11 protein-coding genes, 2 tRNA genes, 3 rRNA genes and 1 pseudogene are annotated in these 19,679 nt (G+C 39.7%); 11 read left to right on the top strand and 6 right to left on the bottom strand.

What is annotated here, in order from left to right; genetic code table 11:
- Positions 1–46 precede the first annotated feature (46 nt).
- The 5 genes and pseudogenes from MTT29_RS03225 to MTT29_RS03205 form a co-directional block, all read right to left on the bottom strand.
- Positions 47–346, bottom strand: a pseudogene (locus tag MTT29_RS03225) (DUF4172 domain-containing protein); the annotation flags it as partial.
- Positions 347–504: 158 nt separating this feature from the next.
- Entirely contained in the window at positions 505–927 is a 423-nt protein-coding gene (locus MTT29_RS03220) for a gamma-glutamyl phosphate reductase (RefSeq protein ID WP_148787445.1), read from the bottom strand.
- Position 928: 1 nt separating this feature from the next.
- Positions 929–1,723: a CsgG/HfaB family protein gene (locus MTT29_RS03215; protein WP_012001529.1), complete on the bottom strand. Its 795-nt coding sequence runs from the start codon at positions 1,721–1,723 to the stop codon at positions 929–931.
- 128 nt (positions 1,724–1,851) lie between these two features.
- Entirely contained in the window at positions 1,852–3,663 is a 1,812-nt protein-coding gene (gene glmS, locus MTT29_RS03210; protein ID WP_429799745.1) for a glutamine--fructose-6-phosphate transaminase (isomerizing), read from the bottom strand.
- Positions 3,664–3,666: 3 nt separating this feature from the next.
- Positions 3,667–6,165 carry an HD domain-containing protein gene (locus MTT29_RS03205; protein ID WP_429799744.1) on the bottom strand — a complete coding sequence of 833 codons (2,499 nt, stop codon included), beginning with the start codon at positions 6,163–6,165 and terminating at the stop codon, positions 3,667–3,669.
- Between the two features lie 110 nt (positions 6,166–6,275).
- On the opposite strand from MTT29_RS03205, the gene mqnE reads away from it, so the two are divergent.
- The 11 genes from mqnE to MTT29_RS03150 all read left to right on the top strand — a co-directional run bounded on the left by mqnE (position 6,276) and on the right by MTT29_RS03150 (position 18,703).
- Positions 6,276–7,340, top strand: a complete 1,065-nt coding sequence (gene mqnE / locus MTT29_RS03200) for an aminofutalosine synthase MqnE (protein ID WP_103569336.1) — start codon at positions 6,276–6,278, stop codon at positions 7,338–7,340.
- Positions 7,341–7,351: 11 nt separating this feature from the next.
- Positions 7,352–8,644: an NCS2 family permease gene (locus MTT29_RS03195; RefSeq protein ID WP_429799743.1), complete on the top strand. Its 1,293-nt coding sequence runs from the start codon at positions 7,352–7,354 to the stop codon at positions 8,642–8,644.
- 12 nt (positions 8,645–8,656) lie between these two features.
- Complete coding sequence (locus tag MTT29_RS03190) at positions 8,657–9,097, top strand: phosphoribosyltransferase (RefSeq protein WP_103636256.1); 441 nt, start codon at positions 8,657–8,659, stop codon at positions 9,095–9,097.
- Positions 9,098–9,106: 9 nt separating this feature from the next.
- Positions 9,107–10,324 carry an ArnT family glycosyltransferase gene (locus MTT29_RS03185; protein ID WP_429799742.1) on the top strand — a complete coding sequence of 406 codons (1,218 nt, stop codon included), beginning with the start codon at positions 9,107–9,109 and terminating at the stop codon, positions 10,322–10,324.
- A gap of 3 nt (positions 10,325–10,327) precedes the next feature.
- Positions 10,328–11,026: a pilus assembly FimT family protein gene (locus MTT29_RS03180; RefSeq protein ID WP_429799741.1), complete on the top strand. Its 699-nt coding sequence runs from the start codon at positions 10,328–10,330 to the stop codon at positions 11,024–11,026.
- 321 nt (positions 11,027–11,347) lie between these two features.
- Positions 11,348–12,858, top strand: a 16S ribosomal RNA gene (locus MTT29_RS03175).
- Positions 12,859–12,952: 94 nt separating this feature from the next.
- Positions 12,953–13,029, top strand: a tRNA-Ile gene (locus MTT29_RS03170).
- A 12-nt stretch (positions 13,030–13,041) separates the two neighbouring features.
- Positions 13,042–13,117 (top strand) — tRNA-Ala (locus MTT29_RS03165).
- 433 nt (positions 13,118–13,550) lie between these two features.
- Positions 13,551–16,455, top strand: a 23S ribosomal RNA gene (locus MTT29_RS03160).
- Between the two features lie 133 nt (positions 16,456–16,588).
- A 5S ribosomal RNA gene (gene rrf, locus MTT29_RS03155) occupies positions 16,589–16,707 on the top strand.
- Together the 16S, 23S and 5S rRNA genes with 2 tRNA genes alongside form the textbook arrangement of a ribosomal RNA operon.
- 958 nt (positions 16,708–17,665) lie before the next feature.
- Positions 17,666–18,703, top strand: coding sequence for an isoaspartyl peptidase/L-asparaginase family protein (locus MTT29_RS03150; RefSeq protein ID WP_429799740.1), 1,038 nt, complete (start codon positions 17,666–17,668; stop codon positions 18,701–18,703).
- Positions 18,704–18,838: 135 nt separating this feature from the next.
- On the opposite strand, the gene MTT29_RS03145 is transcribed toward MTT29_RS03150, so the two are convergent.
- On the bottom strand, positions 18,839–19,663 hold the full coding sequence (locus tag MTT29_RS03145) for an adenylosuccinate lyase (protein ID WP_429799739.1): 825 nt from the start codon (positions 19,661–19,663) through the stop codon (positions 18,839–18,841).
- Between the last annotated feature and the right edge of the window lie 16 nt (positions 19,664–19,679).

The raw sequence follows: 19,679 nt of genomic DNA, 5'->3' as shown, positions 1-19,679 counted from the left end.
TGTCAGCCAAGTAGCCTCTCGAAGTTCATAGGAGCTTTGTTTAAATTTACATCAAGCACATTAGCGAGACTAGATTATCACTGTGTCTAGTCGCATGAGTGTCGGCTAACCAGTCAAAATTTTTATCTAGTCTCTTTTTTACCGATGAGCGAATGCTTGATCTTTTTAGCCTCTCGTCCTCTACGAGAGATGAGTAAAAGATATCATCTTCAAGTGCGTTAATTTGCGCTTTTAAAAGATCATTTCTGTTGATCTTATTTGTTATCTCTTTTAAAATTTCGTGATTTTGCTCTATCCTATTTGCTAGGGTGTCTATTGCACTTTTGTTGAAAGAAAAATTTGGGTAGTTGGGATGTTGTCATATCCACAGGTTTTATATTTTATACTTAATGTCTCGAATTTGTTTATAGCAGTAAAATTTTATATATGCATTGCTTTTGATTTGTTATTTGTAAAAAACTTTTTTATTAGAAAAGAGCCAGCTAAAGTTAAGGCTAGATAAGATTATCTACCTAGCCTATAATCTCTTCTGGCATCCTTATAGCCACGTCTATAACCACGATCAAAACCATCATCGTAGTCGTCATCATTATAGTAGTCTCCACGGTAACCACGTTGAAATCTATCAAATCTTTCGTACTCATTTTGATAGTATGGGCGGTAGTTAGGAGGATATGGTGCATAGTTTGGATCAACAGGATAGTAGCCACTTATGCGGCAACTATCCTCATCAAAATCTTTCAATCCAAAACGAAATTTATATCCGTCTATCTTTTTACTAAGGGCGTCGTAGTTTCTCGTGTCGCCATAAAATTTAGCCATTTCTCTTTCGTTTATAAGTTTGCAAAGCCCGATCTCTATCTTTTTAGTATAGTTTGCAGCTAGCAGCATCGTAAATGTACAAAACAAAATGGCTATAAATTTCATCTTAGTCTCCTATTTTTATATTTCCGCCTTTGCCAAGACCACCTTTTACATTTTGGACTTTATAATCTTTTAGAGCGACTATAAGTTGGTTCATCGCGTCCATAAAGGCATTTACGATCATTCTGCCCTCTGGTGTCTTTGTGTAGCCACCAAGTCCAGCGCTCACACGTGAAAATGAATTTGAGCCCATGCCAAAGAAGTCAAAGTTGCTATCACTACCGACTGCACCAGCGATCTGTACGCCTGAGCGGTTGTCTATGAGAAGCAAAGATGTTTGTGTTTCGCTCTTTGAAAAGCCTCCGCTTACCTTGCCAGCAACGTTGCCAAAGACAGCGCCTACAAGTCCGCTGATGCCGCCAGTATCCTCTTTGCTAAATGTGATCTCTGGCTGCATGGTATAATCAGCCGCTACAACTTGACCTTTGTGAAATTTAGAGCCTTTTCTTAGCTCGCCACTAGCTTCAAGCGCGCGCTCTTGCATCATATTATCCATGCTTCTGCCACGCTCGACGATGACGAAGCAGCCAGTTTGCTGAGCTAAGATCCTTAGCACCGGCACTGTTGAGCCAAGCTGATAATCTCTAGTTAGATATGAGTACCATGAGCTACTTTGATCCTCGTAAAAAGACAATGTTCCTAGCGTTTGGCTGCAACGCTCGATTTTCGTGTTGGCATTTTTGGCTGTATCTCCTGCTGCGGCACCAGTTACACCGCTATTGCTGCTAGCGCATCCAGCAAATAAACAAAGAGCGGCAACGCTGCTAAAGACCTTAGATGCTAAAAATCTCTTTTTCATGAAGATCCTTTTTAATGTAATTAGAAGTGCAAATATTATAAGAAAATAATATTTTGTGAAAACTTAAATTTTAAAATAAAAATATAAAAGTAAAATTTAAGCGGCCAGCAAGATGCCAGCCACATAAATTATTCGACAGTTACGCTTTTTGCGAGGTTTCTTGGCATATCGACATTGTTGCCAAGTCTAACGGAAATTTCAAGTGCAAGTAGCTGAAGCACTAGCATCATCTCGAAAAATTCGCTCATATAGTGATCTTGAACGCTTGTTTTTACGTAGTCATCGCTTAGTTCAAACTCAAGTGGGCTGATCGCTAGGATGTAAGCATCTCTTGCAGCAAGCTCTTCGACGTTGCTCTTTGTCTTTTCATATAGTAAGTTTTGAGGCATTAAAGCGATCGTAAATAGCTTCTCATCTGCAAGTGCGATAGGTCCGTGCTTCATCTCACCTGATGGATAACCCTCGGCGTGAAGATATGAAATTTCTTTAAGTTTTAACGCACCTTCAAGAGCTAGCGGATAGAAGATGTCTCTACCGATAAAGAAGAAGCCATGACCGTGTAAATAGTGCTTGCTTAGGCGGTGAAGCTTCTCTTGCAAAGAGTTATCTATATTTAAAATTTGTGGTATGTGAAGAAGCGTTTTGATCTCGTGATCAAGCTCTTTTTTGCTGATAGATCCCTTTGCTGATGCCATTTGAAGCACAAGCATCCAAAGCACGATGATCTGCGTAGCAAAGGCTTTTGTACTTGCCACGCCTTTTTCGATGCCAGCGCGAGTTAGAAGTGTATTATCAGCTAGTCTAACGATAGATGAGTTATCGACGTTGCAAATTGCAAGTGTCTTTAGCCCAGCCTCTTTTGCTATCCTAAGTGCCTCAAGAGTGTCAGCTGTCTCGCCACTTTGCGAGATGACGATGAAGAGCGAGTTTTTGTTTAGATAAGGCTTTCTATATCTAAATTCGCTTGCCACTTCGACCTTTGTTCTAACTTTGGCAAGCCTTTCAAAAAGATAGCTTGCAACAAGCGCTGCATGGTAGCTCGTACCGCACGCACAAAGCACGACATCATCGATACCTTTTAGGTATTCATCGTCTAAATTTTCAAGGGTGACTTTGTGGTTTTTAACCCTGCCCATGATGGTTTCAGATACGACTGCGCCTTGCTCGTAAATTTCTTTCTCCATAAAAAACGTATAACCCTCTTTTTGGGCATAGCTCTTATCTTTTGGCAGTGCGTTAAATGTTATGCTAGCCTTTTTGCCGTGTTTAAAAACAGCTATCTCGTCTAAGCTCACGTAGCCGTAGTTGTTATCATCAAGGTATGCCACTTCGGTTGCGTTGCCGATAAGTGGGGCATCTGATGAGGCAAAATATAGCTCTTTTTTGTCGCTTTTGCCTATCGCCATAGGAGCGGCATCTTTTGCGAAAAATATCTTATCAGGTGCAGTTTTGGTGATAAGCAGCGTCGCATAAGCGCCTCTTAGCTTTGCGATAGTCGCCTCATAAGCCTTAAATGGGTCTTTTTTCTCTTTTAAAATTTCTTCAAAAAGGTGCACGATCACTTCGGTGTCGGTTTGGCTCATAAATTTCACACCCTTTGCCTCAAGCTCATCTTTAAGCTCTTTGTAGTTTTCGATGATGCCGTTGTGAACGACAAATGAGTGCTCGCCAAGGTGCGGGTGAGCGTTTATCTCAGTTGGTTTGCCATGAGTTGCCCAGCGTGTGTGACCTATCGCCACGCCAAAACCCTCTGATGTAAAGTCCTTTGTCTTTAGGGCTAAATTTTCAAGCTTGCCGACCGCTTTAAAGAAGTCGATCTTGCCATCACTCATCACAGCCATGCCAGCGCTGTCGTATCCACGATACTCAAGCTCTTTTAGACCGCTTAAAATGACCTCTTTTTTCTCTTTATCTCCGATGTATCCTACGATTCCACACATGTTTTACTCGCTTATTAATAAATTTAATATCTCTTCGCCTTTACTCTCAAGTCGCTCGTTTTTCTCGATCAAAAAGAGATTTCTCGTTCTATTTTTAACCGTCTGAATTCTAGCACTCGTGACTTGAAAATGAAGCCTGTCAAAAACACTCATCACATAAGCCATTAGCCCACGCTGATCTTTTGCGTTGATGCTAAGTTTGGCGTAATCTTTTGAGTGATTTAGCTCGAAGTTTATCTCATCTTTGTTAATATTTGGTTTCAAAGGCTCTCTTAAAACCTCGCTATTTAGGGATTTTAGGGCTAAAATTTTAGTATTTTCAAGCTCATGATTTTTTACATTTTGGTTAAAGTCAAGCCTGATATAAAATTTCTTCTCAAAAAGCTCAAATATCTCCATATATGCAAGGTCAAATTTGGCAAATTCATAGAGCAGGGCGCTTAAATTTAGGCTCTTGTTTGTATAAATTTGAATGCTTAAATTTTTTGTATTGTTTATGAAAATTTCGGTTTCGTTTAAGCTATCAGCCACTTTGCTTAAATTTATTATCTCGCTCGCGCTATATTTTGTAAAGACCAAATTTGATGTGATCTTAAAAATTTTCTCTTGCAGCTTTGGCTCAAGCGACAAAAACTCGCTATTTCGTTTTATAGACTGCTCTTTTTTTACTCGCCTTGTCGCCTCATCAAGTAAATTTTCATCACTAAATGCGCTAAGAGAAATTTCATAAAGCTCTCTTAAAAGCTTTGCTGTGTAGGCGTTGTAAAGCCTCTCATTTGTGGCGTTTATCACGCAGTAGCTAAGGATGTAAAGTAGCTTTAAAACCTGCTTGTCGCCAAGCTTTGAGATAAAGGCAAAGATGACGCGCTGCGAGTAGATGTCCTCTCTGTTTGAGACGTTGCTCATTAGGGTGTGGTATTTTATCAAGATGACGCCGATGTTGATAGCTTTTTGGCTTAAATTTAGCTTGTTTGCATAGGCTCTAAAGATGTTTGCACCGATGTTTGCGTGATCTTTGCCGCCAAGTCCTTTGCCAACATCATGCATAAGCGTCACGATCTTAAGCATCGTTTTGCCCTCCAAGCAAAGCTCAGTGTAGAGATTTTTTATAAATTTATCTTTTATATTTTCAAGAAATTTGACACTTAAGATGCTATGTTCATCAACCGTAAATTCGTGATAGCCGTCATATTCTGCTAGCTGGGAGATATGCTCCATTGGTTTTATCAAAATTTGTATCATCTGCGCATCGAGCAAGGATTTTAAGATAGCGTAGGAATTTTCTCTTAAAAATATCTTTTTAAACTCGCTTATAGCGCGCTCTAGGCCATCTTTTGTGATGATGGCTCGCTTGATGTAAAAGATCGCGCTTATATCAAATTTATAATCCACATCTTTTAGCTCTAAAAGCTCATTTATGAGATCCTCGATGAGCGCTGGCTTTTTGTGAAGTGGCACGTAGATGACGCCATTTATCTCATAAAAGCCATTTTTTAGCCTAGCAAATTTTCTCTGCTCGAAGCTTAGCTCGCTTTTGAAAAATGGCCTGCAAAGCGAAGCCGCGATAAATCTTGAATAAATGGCTACATTATTCATCGAGCTTAGCATCTTTTGGCTGATGACGCTCTCGTTGTCTTGTAGTTTTTTGGACTTTGTCTGCATGAAATTTGTCGTGATCTCGACACTTGAAGCGCTGAAAGTATCGGTGTTTTGCGTTAAATTTAAAGCACTTAGTAAGCTTAGTAAAAAATCCACATTTAGATTAAAACTCGCAATCTCTTTTTCATTCATCACTTTAAGGGCTTGTGATCTAACTGAAACGTCGCTATCAAGGCAGTTTAGTATGCAGTTTAAGCGGTAAATTTCATCGATCCCGCCAAAGCCACTTTTCAAATTTGGCTCTTGCACCAAGTAGCTTATGCTAGAAAATGGCAAAAATGCCTTTAAATGGTAGTTTAAAAAGGCTTTTTTATCAAATTCTTTTATCTTTATGATCTCGCTTTTTACTAGGCGGTAGAGGCTTTTTGAGCCGCAGATGTAGCGAAGTTGTGAGGTTTCGCTTTTAAATTTAAGGTCATCCTTGAAATTTATAAAAATTTCATCCACTTCGGCAATTTTTATCACAAATTTCATGCCAGAGTTATCTAAAATTTCAGAAAATTCTTTTAAGAAATTTTTTATATTATAGCCCTTTAAATTTTTATAAACTAGTAAAATTTCAAGCTCGCTATTTGCGCTAAGTAGCGTTTGAGCGTATTTGCCAGTGGCTAGAACGCTAAAAGCAAAGCTGTCATTTTGTGGCACAAACTCATCAAAAAATTCTCGCATAGTTTCATTTAAATAAGATTTTATAAAATCATCATACTCTTTGGCTAAGAAATTTGTGAAATTTCTGCCTTGGTTTTTTTGAAAATGTTTTGGCAAATTTGCCTTAAAATCAAGAAATTTCTCTTTGATCCTTGAATAATTATCGCTATTTTTGGCACTTTTATCAGCTAGCATTTAGTGTTTCCATTGTTAAAAATATCTTGGCAAATGTTACATAATTTTTGCAAAAACAAAGCTTTATTTGCTTATAATAAAGCCTTAAGTTCAGCTTTAGGACGATATAAATAATGAATCTATTACAAAAACTAGAAAGTGGCGAGAGATTAAGCAAGCAAGAGGCTTTTTCGCTTTATGAGCTTGATCTTTTTACTTTGGCTAAATTTGCCGACAAAAAGCGCAGAAAACTGCACGGCAACAAGGTCTTTTTTAACGTAAATCGCCATATCAATCCAACAAATATCTGTGCTGATATCTGTAAATTTTGCGCATTTTCGGCTCACAGAAAAAATCCAAATCCATACTTAATGAGCCACGAAGAAATTTTAAAGATCGTTGATGAGAGCGTGAGCCACGGCGTAAAAGAGATACACATAGTCTCCGCTCACAACGCAACTAGCGGTTGGCAGTGGTATTTAGAAATTTTTAAAAAGATAAAGGCAGCTCATCCAGAACTTCACGTAAAGGCGATGACTGCAGCTGAGATTGATTTTTTATCAAGGCATTACGGCTTAAGCTACGATGAGGTTATAGAAAAGATGCTCGAATACGGCGTCGATAGCATGCCAGGGGGTGGGGCTGAAATTTTTGACGAAGAGGTCAGAGCTAAAATTTGTAAAGGCAAGGTTAGTAGCGAGAACTGGCTCAAAATTCACAAAATGTGGCACGATAAAGGCAGGCAAAGTAACGCAACAATGCTCTTTGGACACATAGAAAGCCGTGAAAATAGGATCGATCACATGCTAAGGATCAGAGACTTACAGGATGAAACTGGCGGATTTAATGCATTTATCCCGCTTGTCTATCAAAGAGAAAATAACTACTTAAAAGATGTGAAATTTCTAGGATCAGCTGAAATTTTAAAGACTATGGCGATATCTCGCTTGGTGCTTGATAACGTCCCACATATAAAGGCGTACTGGGCTACTTCGACGCTAAATTTAGCCATGATCGCTCAGGAATTTGGCGCTGATGATCTTGATGGCACGATAGAAAAAGAGAGTATCCAAAGTGCAGCTGGCGCAAACAGCGCAAATGGCGTCACACTAAAGACATTTTGCGATCTCATAAAAACATCTGGTTTTACGCCGGTTGAGCGTGATAGCTTATATAACGAACTTAAAATTTACTAAAGGAGCTTGGGGTGAAATTTTTTGACTTAGCACAAAACAAAACGAGTGTGAAGCAGGAATTTGGAGCGGGACTTACGACATTTTTGGCGATGATGTATATCGTGCCGGTAAATGCGATCATTATGAGCAAAACTGGCATGCCTTATGAGGCACTAATCACTGCAACAGCGCTAATTACCATATTTTCTACGATATTAAATGGTCTTTGGGCGAACACGCCAGTTGCGATGAGCGTTGGCATGGGGCTTAACGCCTACTTTACATTTGGTCTTTGCATCGGTATGAAAGTGCCTTGGCAAACGGCTCTTGGCGTTGTTTTCTTAAGTGGCGTGATATTTGTCGTCTTATCTTTTACAAATTTTAGAATGTGGATAATAAGATCCATCCCACTTGATCTAAGAAGAGCGATAAGCGCTGGCATAGGCACATTTATTAGCTTTGTTGCATTTCAGCAAATGGGCTTTATCGTAAATAACGATGCGGTTTTAGTTGGCATAGGAAATTTTAAAGATCCAAACGTGCTTCTTGGCGTTTTGGGGTTATTTTTGGTTGTTTGCTTTTGGGCGTGGAAGATAAAGGGCGCATTTATCCTAGCTGTGCTTGTCACTTCAGTGATAGCTTGGGTGCTTGGCATCGCTCCTCATCCAAAAGAAATTTTCTCAACTCCAGCCTCTATCTCACCGATATTTTTAGAGCTTGATATAAAAGGAGCGCTAAGCCTTGCCTTGCTCCCAGTTGTCATCACCTTTTTTGTGACTGACCTTTTTGACTCGATAGGTACGCTAGCTGGTGTTGGCACGAGGGCTGGGATATTTGACGAAAACAAAAAAGATGGCGTCGTAAAACTTGAAAAAACTCTTGAAGCTGACGCTGTTGCTACTGCAGCTGGCTCGCTTGTAGGTGTAAGTACGACCACATCGTTTGTAGAGAGTGCAAGCGGCGTAGAAGAGGGCGGTAGGACTGGTCTAACGGCTGTATTTTGCGGACTTTTATTTATACTTACATTATTTATGTTGCCACTTTTTAAAGCGATCCCTGGCAATGCCATCTATCCGATACTTGTAATGGTTGGCGTGCTTATGTTTGCTGAGCTTGCTAGTATAAATTTCAAAGATCCAGCCATCGCCGTTGCGACATTTTTCATAGTTGTGCTCATCCCGCTTACTTACTCGATCACAAACGGTCTTGCATTTGGCTTTATGTCATACGTCATAGTTAAGCTCATAAAGAGAGAATTTAGCGATATAAATTTAGGTGTAGTCGTGCTAGCGCTCATTAGTTTTATCGTATTTTTAGTGCATTGATAAGGATTAAAGATGATATTTTATAGCTACGATGAATTTGCCGTTGATGCCAAAAGGATGGCAAAACAGATAAAAGATGAATTTGATCCAGAGGTAATACTAGCCGTGGCAAGAGGCGGTCTAACGCTTGGCCACTCGCTAGCTGTTGCGCTTGAAAATAGAAATTTATTTACATTAAATTCTATCCACTATGAAGATACAAACAAGCTTGATACGATACAAATTTTTAATGTGCCAGATCTTAGCAGATACACTAAAATTTTGCTTGTTGATGATATTATCGATAGCGGCGAGAGCATGGTCGAGATAAAAAGAGAGCTGCTTAAACGCTATCCAAATTTAGATATAAAGATAGCTACTGTATTTTATAAAGAGAAGGCTCTGCTTTTGCCTGAATTTAAGGTAAAAGAGGCTCATGACTGGGTTGAGTTTTTCTGGGATATACATATTTAAGGGCGCGATTTGTTAGAAAGAGTTAGAGAATTTGCTAGCAGGCACATTGCTTTTAGCGTATTTTTGATATGTTTGATTTATTTTGTATTTCTACTTTATGCGGCAAATTCTCTTAGTATAAGCTACAACGAGGCTGAAATTTTCTTTCAAAAGCACAGCCTTCTTGGCTATATCTTAAAACTAAGCACCCATTTTTTTGGTCAAAATGACCTTGCTGTGCGAGGCGTGATGATCTTTTTTCACATCGCAAGCGTAGTTTTGATGTATAAGGTGAGTAAATTTTACATCAAGCTTGAGTTTGACAGGATCGTAGCGGTCCTACTTTTTGTGCTACTTCCTGGCACGCTAGCTTCAGCCCTTATCATAAATAACGCTGGAATTTGCATCACTTTAGCGCTTTTGTGCATATATCTTTTCCATATTAAAAAGAAAATTTTATTTAGTCTCTTTTTCTGCCTAGCCTTTTTCATAGATGGCGATTTTTTGATATTTTATGCAGGATTTTTTATATTTGCACTTTATAAAAGAAAACCGCCACTTGCTTGGCTCAGTGCCATTTTGTTTTTGCTGACACTTTACTTTTTTGGCTTTGAAACAAATGGCAGACCAAGTGGGCACTTTATCGATACTTTTGGCATATTTGCTGCTGTATTTTCGCCATTTGTCTTTATCTTTTTTGTATATACGATTTATAGAATTTGGGTTAAGGAGAAGAAGGATCTTTTGTGGTTTATCGCCATTTGCTCATTTTGCTTTTGTATGATAGTCTCTGTGCGCCAAAGGCTGGAGCTTGAGCAGTTTTTGCCATTTTGTGTGATCGCGACGCCACTTATGGTAAGAGTTTTTTTCAACTCATATCGCGTGAGATTGCCAAAATTTAGAAAAGGACACAAAATTTGCACTGGCTTAGTGATGCTTTTTTTGGTATTTAACTGGTCAGCGATCATCTTTAATCAAATTTTTTACCTCTTTTTAAACGATCCTACAAAACATCTCACTTATAAATTTGATGTAGCAAAAGAGCTGGCAGATAAGCTAAAAGAGGCTGGAGTGCAAGATATTGCGACTGAAGATACAAGGCTTGCGCTAAGGCTTAAATTTTATGGGATAAAAACAAAAAGCTACTCTAAAAATTTATTAGCAAGTGCCGATTTAGATGAGAAGTCAAAATTTAGTATAGAAAAAATGGGAAAAGTAGTTGCAAATTTCAATATCAAGGAACGATAAAATATGAAAAAAAGAGCTTTTACGATGATAGAGCTTGTTTTTGTTATTGTTGTTGTTGGAATTTTAGCTGCCATTATGATCCCAAAACTAAATAGAAATGCCTCAAGAGAAGCTGCAAATCAGATCCTAACTCATATAAGATACACTCAACACCTCGCCATGCAGGATGATAAATACGTTCAATCGGTTGATGAAAAGCTATGGTTTAAAATGAGATGGGGAATAACGTTTAATGAAACTAGTTTAAAGGAATGTTCTATAGATGAGCTAGGAGTTAAAACCTGGAAATATAGTGTTTTTTTTGATAAAAGAGGTAAAAAAATTTTTAGTGGAAATATAAATTCAGAAGATCAGGTTGCAAATGACATCTATAAAAGTGGAAAGCTTCTTAGCAGCGGTTGGAGTGGAATATCAACAGATGCTTGTAAAAAAATAAATAAGGAATTAAATCTAGGAAAAAGATTTGGCATAGCGTCTGTTGATTTTAGGGGTGGATGCAGTGAAATGCAAACTATAAATTTTGATGAAATGGGTCGCCCTATGAAAGTGGTAAGTGTTACAAAAAATCGTGGTGCAAAGCGACCATATGATAGACTTCTAAAAAAAGATTGCAGTATAACAATAACTGACAAACGTGGTAATCAAACAACCATTATTATAGAAAAAGAAAGTGGTTTTGCATCTATAAAAGAGAATAGTTAAATTTAGTTAAAAATTTATAGTTCTTATTTTTTAAAAAAAGTTGCCATTTTTTAATCTGCATTTAAGCATCCCTCATATATAATTCCAGCTCACGAAACGAGAAACCACCTTTAACTTCAACGTTAATAAAGCCTTTTTCTTATCGTTGTTCTTTTAACTTACAATTGTTAAACTATTAGTCAATCTTTGAAATCTAAACAAGTGATCGATTGAGCCAGTCTATTATGATTAAATAATAGATTAGACAAACTAATATAAAAACTAAAAGTTTTTTTGATTAAAAACTTCATAATAAAAATCCTATCTATTAGATAGGTAATTAATATGGAGAGTTTGATCCTGGCTCAGAGTGAACGCTGGCGGCGTGCCTAATACATGCAAGTCGAACGGACAAGTAAGAGCTTGCTCTTATGAGTTAGTGGCGCACGGGTGAGTAATGTATAGCTAATCTGCCCTACACTAGAGGACAACAGTTGGAAACGACTGCTAATACTCTATACTCCTGTCTTACATAAGTTAGATAGGGAAAGTTTTTCGGTGTAGGATGAGGCTATATTGTATCAGCTAGTTGGTGAGGTAATGGCTCACCAAGGCTATGACGCATAACTGGTCTGAGAGGATGATCAGTCACACTGGAACTGAGACACGGTCCAGACTCCTACGGGAGGCAGCAGTAGGGAATATTGCTCAATGGGGGAAACCCTGAAGCAGCAACGCCGCGTGGAGGATGACACTTTTCGGAGCGTAAACTCCTTTTGTTAGGGAAGAACAATGACGGTACCTAACGAATAAGCACCGGCTAACTCCGTGCCAGCAGCCGCGGTAATACGGAGGGTGCAAGCGTTACTCGGAATCACTGGGCGTAAAGGACGCGTAGGCGGATTATCAAGTCTCTTGTGAAATCCTATGGCTTAACCATAGAACTGCTTGGGAAACTGATAATCTAGAGTGAGGGAGAGGCAGATGGAATTGGTGGTGTAGGGGTAAAATCCGTAGAGATCACCAGGAATACCCATTGCGAAGGCGATCTGCTGGAACTCAACTGACGCTAATGCGTGAAAGCGTGGGGAGCAAACAGGATTAGATACCCTGGTAGTCCACGCCCTAAACGATGTATACTAGTTGTTGCTAAGCTAGTCTTGGCAGTAATGCACCTAACGGATTAAGTATACCGCCTGGGGAGTACGGTCGCAAGATTAAAACTCAAAGGAATAGACGGGGACCCGCACAAGCGGTGGAGCATGTGGTTTAATTCGAAGATACGCGAAGAACCTTACCCGGACTTGATATCTAACAAATCATCTAGAGATAGAAGAGTGTCTGCTTGCAGAAATGTTAAGACAGGTGCTGCACGGCTGTCGTCAGCTCGTGTCGTGAGATGTTGGGTTAAGTCCCGCAACGAGCGCAACCCACGTCATTAGTTGCTAACAGTTCGGCTGAGCACTCTAATGAGACTGCCTTCGTAAGGAGGAGGAAGGTGTGGACGACGTCAAGTCATCATGGCCCTTATGTCCGGGGCGACACACGTGCTACAATGGCATATACAATGAGAAGCAATATCGCGAGATGGAGCAAATCTATAAAATATGTCCCAGTTCGGATTGGAGTCTGCAACTCGACTCCATGAAGCCGGAATCGCTAGTAATCGTAGATCAGCCATGCTACGGTGAATACGTTCCCGGGTCTTGTACTCACCGCCCGTCACACCATGGGAGTTGATTTCACTCGAAGCCGGAATACTAAATTAGTTACCGTCCACAGTGGAATCAGCGACTGGGGTGAAGTCGTAACAAGGTAACCGTAGGAGAACCTGCGGTTGGATCACCTCCTTTCTAGAGTACATATAGATATTCTCTCACAAGATATTTATAAGAAAGATATTCTCAATCATCCTTGTTTAGTTTTGAAAGATTGATAGACCTATAGGGGCCTATAGCTCAGCTGGTTAGAGTGCACCCCTGATAAGGGTGAGGTCACAAGTTCAAGTCTTGTTAGGCCCACCAGAGAATTTAATTGGGGAATTAGCTCAGCTGGGAGAGCGCCTGCTTTGCACGCAGGAGGTCAGCGGTTCGATCCCGCTATTCTCCACCATAAAATAGTTTAACAGTAAAAGTCTATATTAAGTGTTTTTAGAAACACTTAATATAGACTTTTAAGCGTCTTAATCTTTATTGATTACGAAGTTGCCGAAAGCAACTTTGTGCTTTAGGGGTTTTCAAAGGGTGCAACTCTTTGGTCGTAAAGACTAGCTTGCTAGTCTGCGAAGTCTAAATGTTCTTTTAATTAATATTGTTAATAGTCACAAGCAAGTTTTAAAAACAATTTTACAGGACTTGTTAAAGATTTAAATTTCTATTCTCTTTGCATTTAATGCAAAAGTTTGACATCACAATCTATTTAGGATTTAAAACTTATCTAAATAGTAGTCAATGCTTTCCGTCTTGAGAGCTAGAATTTAAATGTAGTAACATAAAGTTATCTTTAACAAGGAAGTGATGCGAATTAGAATAATCTAATATAGAAAAGGTAAGCTACAAAGAGCAAGTGGTGGATGCCTTGGCTAGTAGAGGCGATGAAAGACGTGCCAGGCTGCGATAAGTCTCGGGGAGCCGTCAAGGGGCTTTGATCCGGGAATTTCTGAATGGGGCAACCCAACTAATAGAGATATTAGTTACCGTATAACGGAGCGAACGAGGGGAATTGAAACATCTTAGTACCCTCAGGAAAAGAAATCAAAAGAGATTACGCTAGTAGCGGCGAGCGAACGCGTAAGAGGGCAAACCACTAGTTTACTAGTGGGGTTGTAGGACTGCAATATAGACTAAACTTAGCTAATAGAACAACCTGGAAAGGTTAGGCACAGAGGGTGATACCCCCGTATATGAAAGCTTTGTTTTACTTAGCAGTATCCTGAGTAGGGCGGAACACGTGATATTCTGTCTGAAGCTGGGTAGACCACTATCCAACCCTAAATACTACTACTAGACCGATAGTGCACAAGTACCGTGAGGGAAAGGTGAAAAGAACTGAGGTGATCAGAGTGAAATAGAACCTGAAACCATTTGCTTACAATCATTCAGAGCCCTATGATTTATCAGGGTGATGGACTGCCTTTTGCATAATGAGCCTGCGAGTTGTGATGTCTGGCGAGGTTAAGGAAACCCGGAGCCGTAGCGAAAGCGAGTCTTAATAGGGCGTTTAGTCAGACGTTGCAGACCCGAAACGATGTGATCTATCCATGAGCAGGTTGAAACCGGTGTAAGAGCCGGTGGAGGACCGAACCCGCTAGCGTTGAAAAGCTATGGGATGACTTGTGGATAGGGGTGAAAGGCCAATCAAACATCGTGATAGCTGGTTCTCTCCGAAATATATTTAGGTATAGCGTCATGTAGTAACACTAGGGGGTAGAGCACTGAATGGGCTAGGGCATACACCAATGTACCAAACCCTATCAAACTCCGAATACCTAGTGTGTAATCATGGCAGTCAGGCGGCGAGTGATAAAATCCGTCGTCGAGAGGGGAACAACCCAGACTAACAGCTAAGGTCCCTAAATCTCATTTAAGTGGAAAACGATGTGGAGTTACTTAAACAACCAGGAGGTTGGCTTAGAAGCAGCCATCCTTTAAAGAAAGCGTAATAGCTCACTGGTCTAGTGATTCTGCGCGGAAAATATAACGGGGCTAAAATGAGTACCGAAGCTTTAGACTTAGTTTTACTAAGTGGTAGGAGAGCGTTGTATTTGCATTGAAGGTATACCGGTAAGGAGTGCTGGAGCGAATACAAGTGAGCATGCAGGCATGAGTAGCGATAATTGGGGTGAGAATCCCCAACGCCGTAAACCCAAGGTTTCCTACGCGATGCTCGTCATCGTAGGGTTAGCCGGGTCCTAAGCAAAGTCCGAAAGGGGTATGCGATGGAAAATTGGTTAATATTCCAATGCCAACTATAATGTGCGATGGAAGGACGCTTAGAGTTAGAGGAGCCAGCGGATGGTAGTGCTGGTCGAAAGGTGCAGGTTGGAGTTCAGGCAAATCCGAGCTCCTTTAAGCCGAGGCCTTACAGGTGCGTGAAGTTCTTCGGAATGAATCGTAAATCCTTGATACTGTCGAGCCAAGAAAAGTTTCTAAGTTTAGTTATAGTTGCCCGTACCGTAAACCGACACAGGTGGGTGGGATGAGTATTCTAAGGCGCGTGGAAGAACTCTCTTCAAGGAACTCTGCAAAATAGCACCGTATCTTCGGTATAAGGTGTGCCTAACTTTGTGAAGGATTTACTCCGTAAGCATTGAAGGTTACAACAAAGAGTCCCTCCCGACTGTTTACCAAAAACACAGCACTCTGCTAACTCGTAAGAGGATGTATAGGGTGTGACGCCTGCCCGGTGCTCGAAGGTTAATTGATGACGTTAGCTCTGCGAAGCGTTTGATCGAAGCCCGAGTAAACGGCGGCCGTAACTATAACGGTCCTAAGGTAGCGAAATTCCTTGTCGATTAAATATCGACCTGCATGAATGGCGTAACGAGATGGGAGCTGTCTCGAAGAGGGATCCAGTGAAATTGTAGTGGAGGTGAAAATTCCTCCTACCCGCGGCAAGACGGAAAGACCCCGTGGACCTTTACTACAGCTTGACACTGCTATTGGGATAAAAATGTGCAGGATAGGCGGGAGGCTTTGATCCATAGACGCCAGTTTATGGTGAGCCATTGTTGAGATACCGCTCTTTTTTATTCTGATAGCTAACTAGCTTGAGTTATCCTCAAGTAGGACAATGTCTGGTGGGTAGTTTGACTGGGGCGGTCGCCTCCCAAAATGTAACGGAGGCTTACAAAGGTTGGCTCAGAACGGTTGGAAATCGTTCGTAGAGTATAAAGGCATAAGCCAGCTTAACTGCGAGACATACAAGTCAAGCAGAGACGAAAGTCGGTCTTAGTGATCCGGTGGTTCTGTGTGGAAGGGCCATCGCTCAAAGGATAAAAGGTACCCCGGGGATAACAGGCTGATCTCCCCCAAGAGCTCACATCGACGGGGAGGTTTGGCACCTCGATGTCGGCTCATCGCATCCTGGGGCTGGAGCAGGTCCCAAGGGTATGGCTGTTCGCCATTTAAAGCGGTACGCGAGCTGGGTTCAGAACGTCGTGAGACAGTTCGGTCCCTATCTGCCGTGGGCGTAAGAAGATTGAGGAGAGTTGACCCTAGTACGAGAGGACCGGGTCGAACCAACCACTGGTGTACGAGTTGTCCTGCCAAGGGCACCGCTCGGTAGCTATGTTGGGATGTGATAACTGCTGAAAGCATCTAAGCAGGAAGCCAACTCCAAGATGAATCTTCTTTTAAGAGCTCATATAGACTATGTGTTTGATAGGCTGGGTGTGTAATGGATGAAAGTCCTTTAGCTGACCAGTACTAATAGCTCGTCTGCTTATCTTTTAATAAGCATCACTTCCTTGTTAAGGATAAAAACTTAATAAGATATGTTTTTATAAAACTTTGTTTATGACTTTTAACTTTATCTAGTAGTGTTAAATAAGAGATTTAGCTATTATATCTTTTATTTAACACTGCCCGTGACTATACAGACGAGGAAACGCCTTGCTCCATCTCGAACCAAGAAGCTAAGCTCGTCCTGGCTGATGATACTCTCCCTTACTGGGATGTTGGAAAAGTAGGTCGTTGCGGGCTTTGTTGTTAATCTGCTTTAATTCTTATATTATTAATCCTAGTTTTTGTAAGTGTTACTTTCTACTTAAGTATAAAATTATTGGTTTTTTACTTTCTTATTTGTTTTTAATTGGTTTTTATTGATTAGGTGTAGTAAGATTTTTTATATTTGTTCTTATGTTATTGAGGTGTTTATCTTTTTAAATTTTTATTCTCTTATTGGTGTTAGCGGCTGCTTATTTGTTAGATTGCGGTTTGATGTGATGTGAAAAATGGCTTGTATAATGCTTTTTTTATAGTTAGTCGGCAATATTTTTAATGGTTTGAAATAAATTTATTGTTTATGAAGTAGGTTTTTTAATGGAAGGTTGTAAATCATGGGACAATATGCGAAGATATAAAGTCCTCTATCTGTGAGAAAATAGGTTTAATAGGTTATGGTAAAAACTGTTAAAGTTTTAGGTGTTAAAGTTAAGAGTTACAGAGCATTTCTTTTTAATTGACTATTTAGTACGCTAGATGTTTTAGACTTTGACAATCGCCAAATCAAGCGTACAAAAAGACTTCAATCGTTAGTGTTTCGTTTCAAGAAGTATGCAAGCAGTGGCAACTTATGGCGGTAAAGAGCTAGAGCGTGAGACAGCAAATCAGTACGCGATGTTTATACCGTCGCTTTTTATAAATTGTCCACTTTTAGCCTTTTGATATCAGTAGCCTGTTTTGCCGCGCCGTATTCTTACGCCTAAAATTTGGTTTTTTGGAATATATAAGTTTTAAAAAATATAGAGAGAAGACTTATATTTATTTTAATTATTTTAAAATTTAGAGGCAATATATTGTGTTATAAAGAGTGCAATACTAACTTTATTAAATTTAACATCATTTTAGACAAAAAGTTCACACATATATTAAGCTAAACGAAAAGTATTAAGTTATATTATTTTTTTAAGATTTATCAAATTTCTTTAAAGGAGAGCGTATGAAACTAGCATTTTCAAAAGCTGTTTTAGTAGCAGCTGGCGTTGCATTATTTGCAGGCTCACTCTTAAACGCAGAGGATAAATTTAGCCCCGTCATTGTCATACATGGTGGCACTAGTGGACTTGAGCTTACCAAAGATGAGTTTAAAGTTCGTGAAGAGCCTATGAAAAAGGCACTTTTGGCTGGCCAAGCTGTGCTTGAAAAGGGTGGTAGCGCGATGGATGCGGTTACGGCAGCCATTATGGTGTTAGAAGACGATCCAAATTTTAACGCTGGCAAGGGCGCAGTATTTACAGCAGATGGCTTTAATGAGCTAGACGCTTCTATTATGGATGGTTCTACTAAAAAAGCGGGTGCGGTCGCGATGGCAAGGCATATCAAAAACCCAATCCTTGGTGCAAGAGTCGTCATGGACAAGACTTGGCATACTCTTGTTGCTGGCGAGGGAGCTGACAAGTTAGCTAAAGAAAACGGCCTAGAGATGGTTGATCAAAAGTACTTTTTTACACAGTTTAGATATGATGCACTCCAAAGAGCAAAAGAGAAACAAAAGCTAATGCTTGATAGTGAAAAAACAAAGAAAACTTCGCTAAATTTATATGAGCGACCATATCTTGGTACTGTTGGAGCGATAGCATTTGATAAAAATGGCAACCTAGCCGCAGCAACCAGCACTGGTGGTATGACAAATAAAATGACTGGCCGTATAGGCGATAGTCCGATAATTGGCTCTGGAACATATGCAGATAATGACTCGGTGGCAGTCTCTTGCACAGGCACAGGTGATATCTATATGCGTGTAAATGCTGCTCATGAGGTTTCAGCTCTTTATAAATATAAAACCCAAGATGTGCAAAAAGCAGCTGAAGATGCCGTAGCTCAGGTAAAAGCACTAGGCGGTAGTGGTGGTATCATCTCTATCGATAAATCTGGCAAGACTGGCTTTGCTTGGACTAAAGATAAGCTTGGTATGTATTATGGTGAGGCTAGACTTGGAGTCAAACCAGTCGTTTACTGGCCACTTGGTGAGAAATGATTAGATAGCTAGGTCGGGATACTATCTGGCCTAGTTTTTAAAGAAAGAAAGTTTAAAATATATAAATTGCTCCAAGAACGATAAATGCTCTTAGGCAAAAACCGCTAAGCAAATTTATATTAAGTGTTGTCTTATCTAGCCAACTTTTATAAAATTTTCTTGGTTTTTAAAGAACGGTTTTAGTGCCTCATAAGCTGCTTGGATATTTTTAAATTTAGCGTTATACTCGTTTTTGATGCTTTCGCTCTTGTTTGAGTGCCTGTCTGGGTGGTAAATTTTAGCAAGGGCCAAGTAGCTATCTCTTACGGTTTCGAAGCTATCGCTATTTGAGCAACCTAAAATTTCAAAATTTTCTTCTAGTAAATTTGCCAAAGCGCTGAAGCGACTTTTAAATTTGGCCGAGTTTTGGACCTTGTAGTTTCTCTTGAACTCTTTAAATTTGACTTCATTGTAGTTAAAATTTACTATAAATTTTAGATGTTCGCGTCTTGAAATGATCTCTTCTATCAAGTCAAAATCGCTATCTTTTTTTATCTTTAGGCTAAATGTATGATTTTTCTCATCAAATTTAGACTCATTACCTTTAAAATTTTGCAATATATAACTAGCAAAAGCTCTTGGAGTGTTGTTTAGCGTAAAGATCATCTCGTCGTTAAAAAACTCAATATCGATGTTGTAGATGTTTGTTAGGGCGTTTTTTTGAACTAAAGATAGCTTTATGGTTTTATATTTTGCAAAGGTCACGTCAAGCTCGTTGCCCTGTTTTTCGTAGAGTTTTTTTATAAATTTTAAGAAGCATTTTCGCTGCGGGATCTCGCTCTCTTCGTAAAAAGAGATAATCTTATCTTTGTTTGCTAGGGTTTTTGTGAAATTTTTACTTATCAGTGCACGAAGCTCGCAAAAAAGAGCGTCGCTATCGGTTAAAATGCTTAAAGATTCTAAAGTTTGGGTTATATTCATGGGTTTCTCCATTCAA

The sequence above is a fragment of the Campylobacter concisus genome (assembly GCF_050447485.1).
In the GTDB taxonomy this organism is placed as follows: domain Bacteria; phylum Campylobacterota; class Campylobacteria; order Campylobacterales; family Campylobacteraceae; genus Campylobacter_A; species Campylobacter_A concisus_BQ.
The sequence above is the reverse complement of the archived record's forward strand: the minus strand, read 5'-3'. Positions and strand labels throughout refer to the sequence as shown.

Coding starts and splice junctions, on each gene's coding strand:
- MTT29_RS03220 (WP_148787445.1), bottom strand. CDS start 927: ATGAAATTTATAGCCATTTTGTTTTGTACATTTACGATGCTGCTAGCT.
- MTT29_RS03215 (WP_012001529.1), bottom strand. CDS start 1,723: ATGAAAAAGAGATTTTTAGCATCTAAGGTCTTTAGCAGCGTTGCCGCT.
- glmS (WP_429799745.1), bottom strand. CDS start 3,663: ATGTGTGGAATCGTAGGATACATCGGAGATAAAGAGAAAAAAGAGGTC.
- MTT29_RS03205 (WP_429799744.1), bottom strand. CDS start 6,165: ATGCTAGCTGATAAAAGTGCCAAAAATAGCGATAATTATTCAAGGATC.
- MTT29_RS03190 (WP_103636256.1), top strand. CDS start 8,657: ATGATATTTTATAGCTACGATGAATTTGCCGTTGATGCCAAAAGGATG.
- MTT29_RS03180 (WP_429799741.1), top strand. CDS start 10,328: ATGAAAAAAAGAGCTTTTACGATGATAGAGCTTGTTTTTGTTATTGTT.
- MTT29_RS03150 (WP_429799740.1), top strand. CDS start 17,666: ATGAAACTAGCATTTTCAAAAGCTGTTTTAGTAGCAGCTGGCGTTGCA.
- MTT29_RS03145 (WP_429799739.1), bottom strand. CDS start 19,663: ATGAATATAACCCAAACTTTAGAATCTTTAAGCATTTTAACCGATAGC.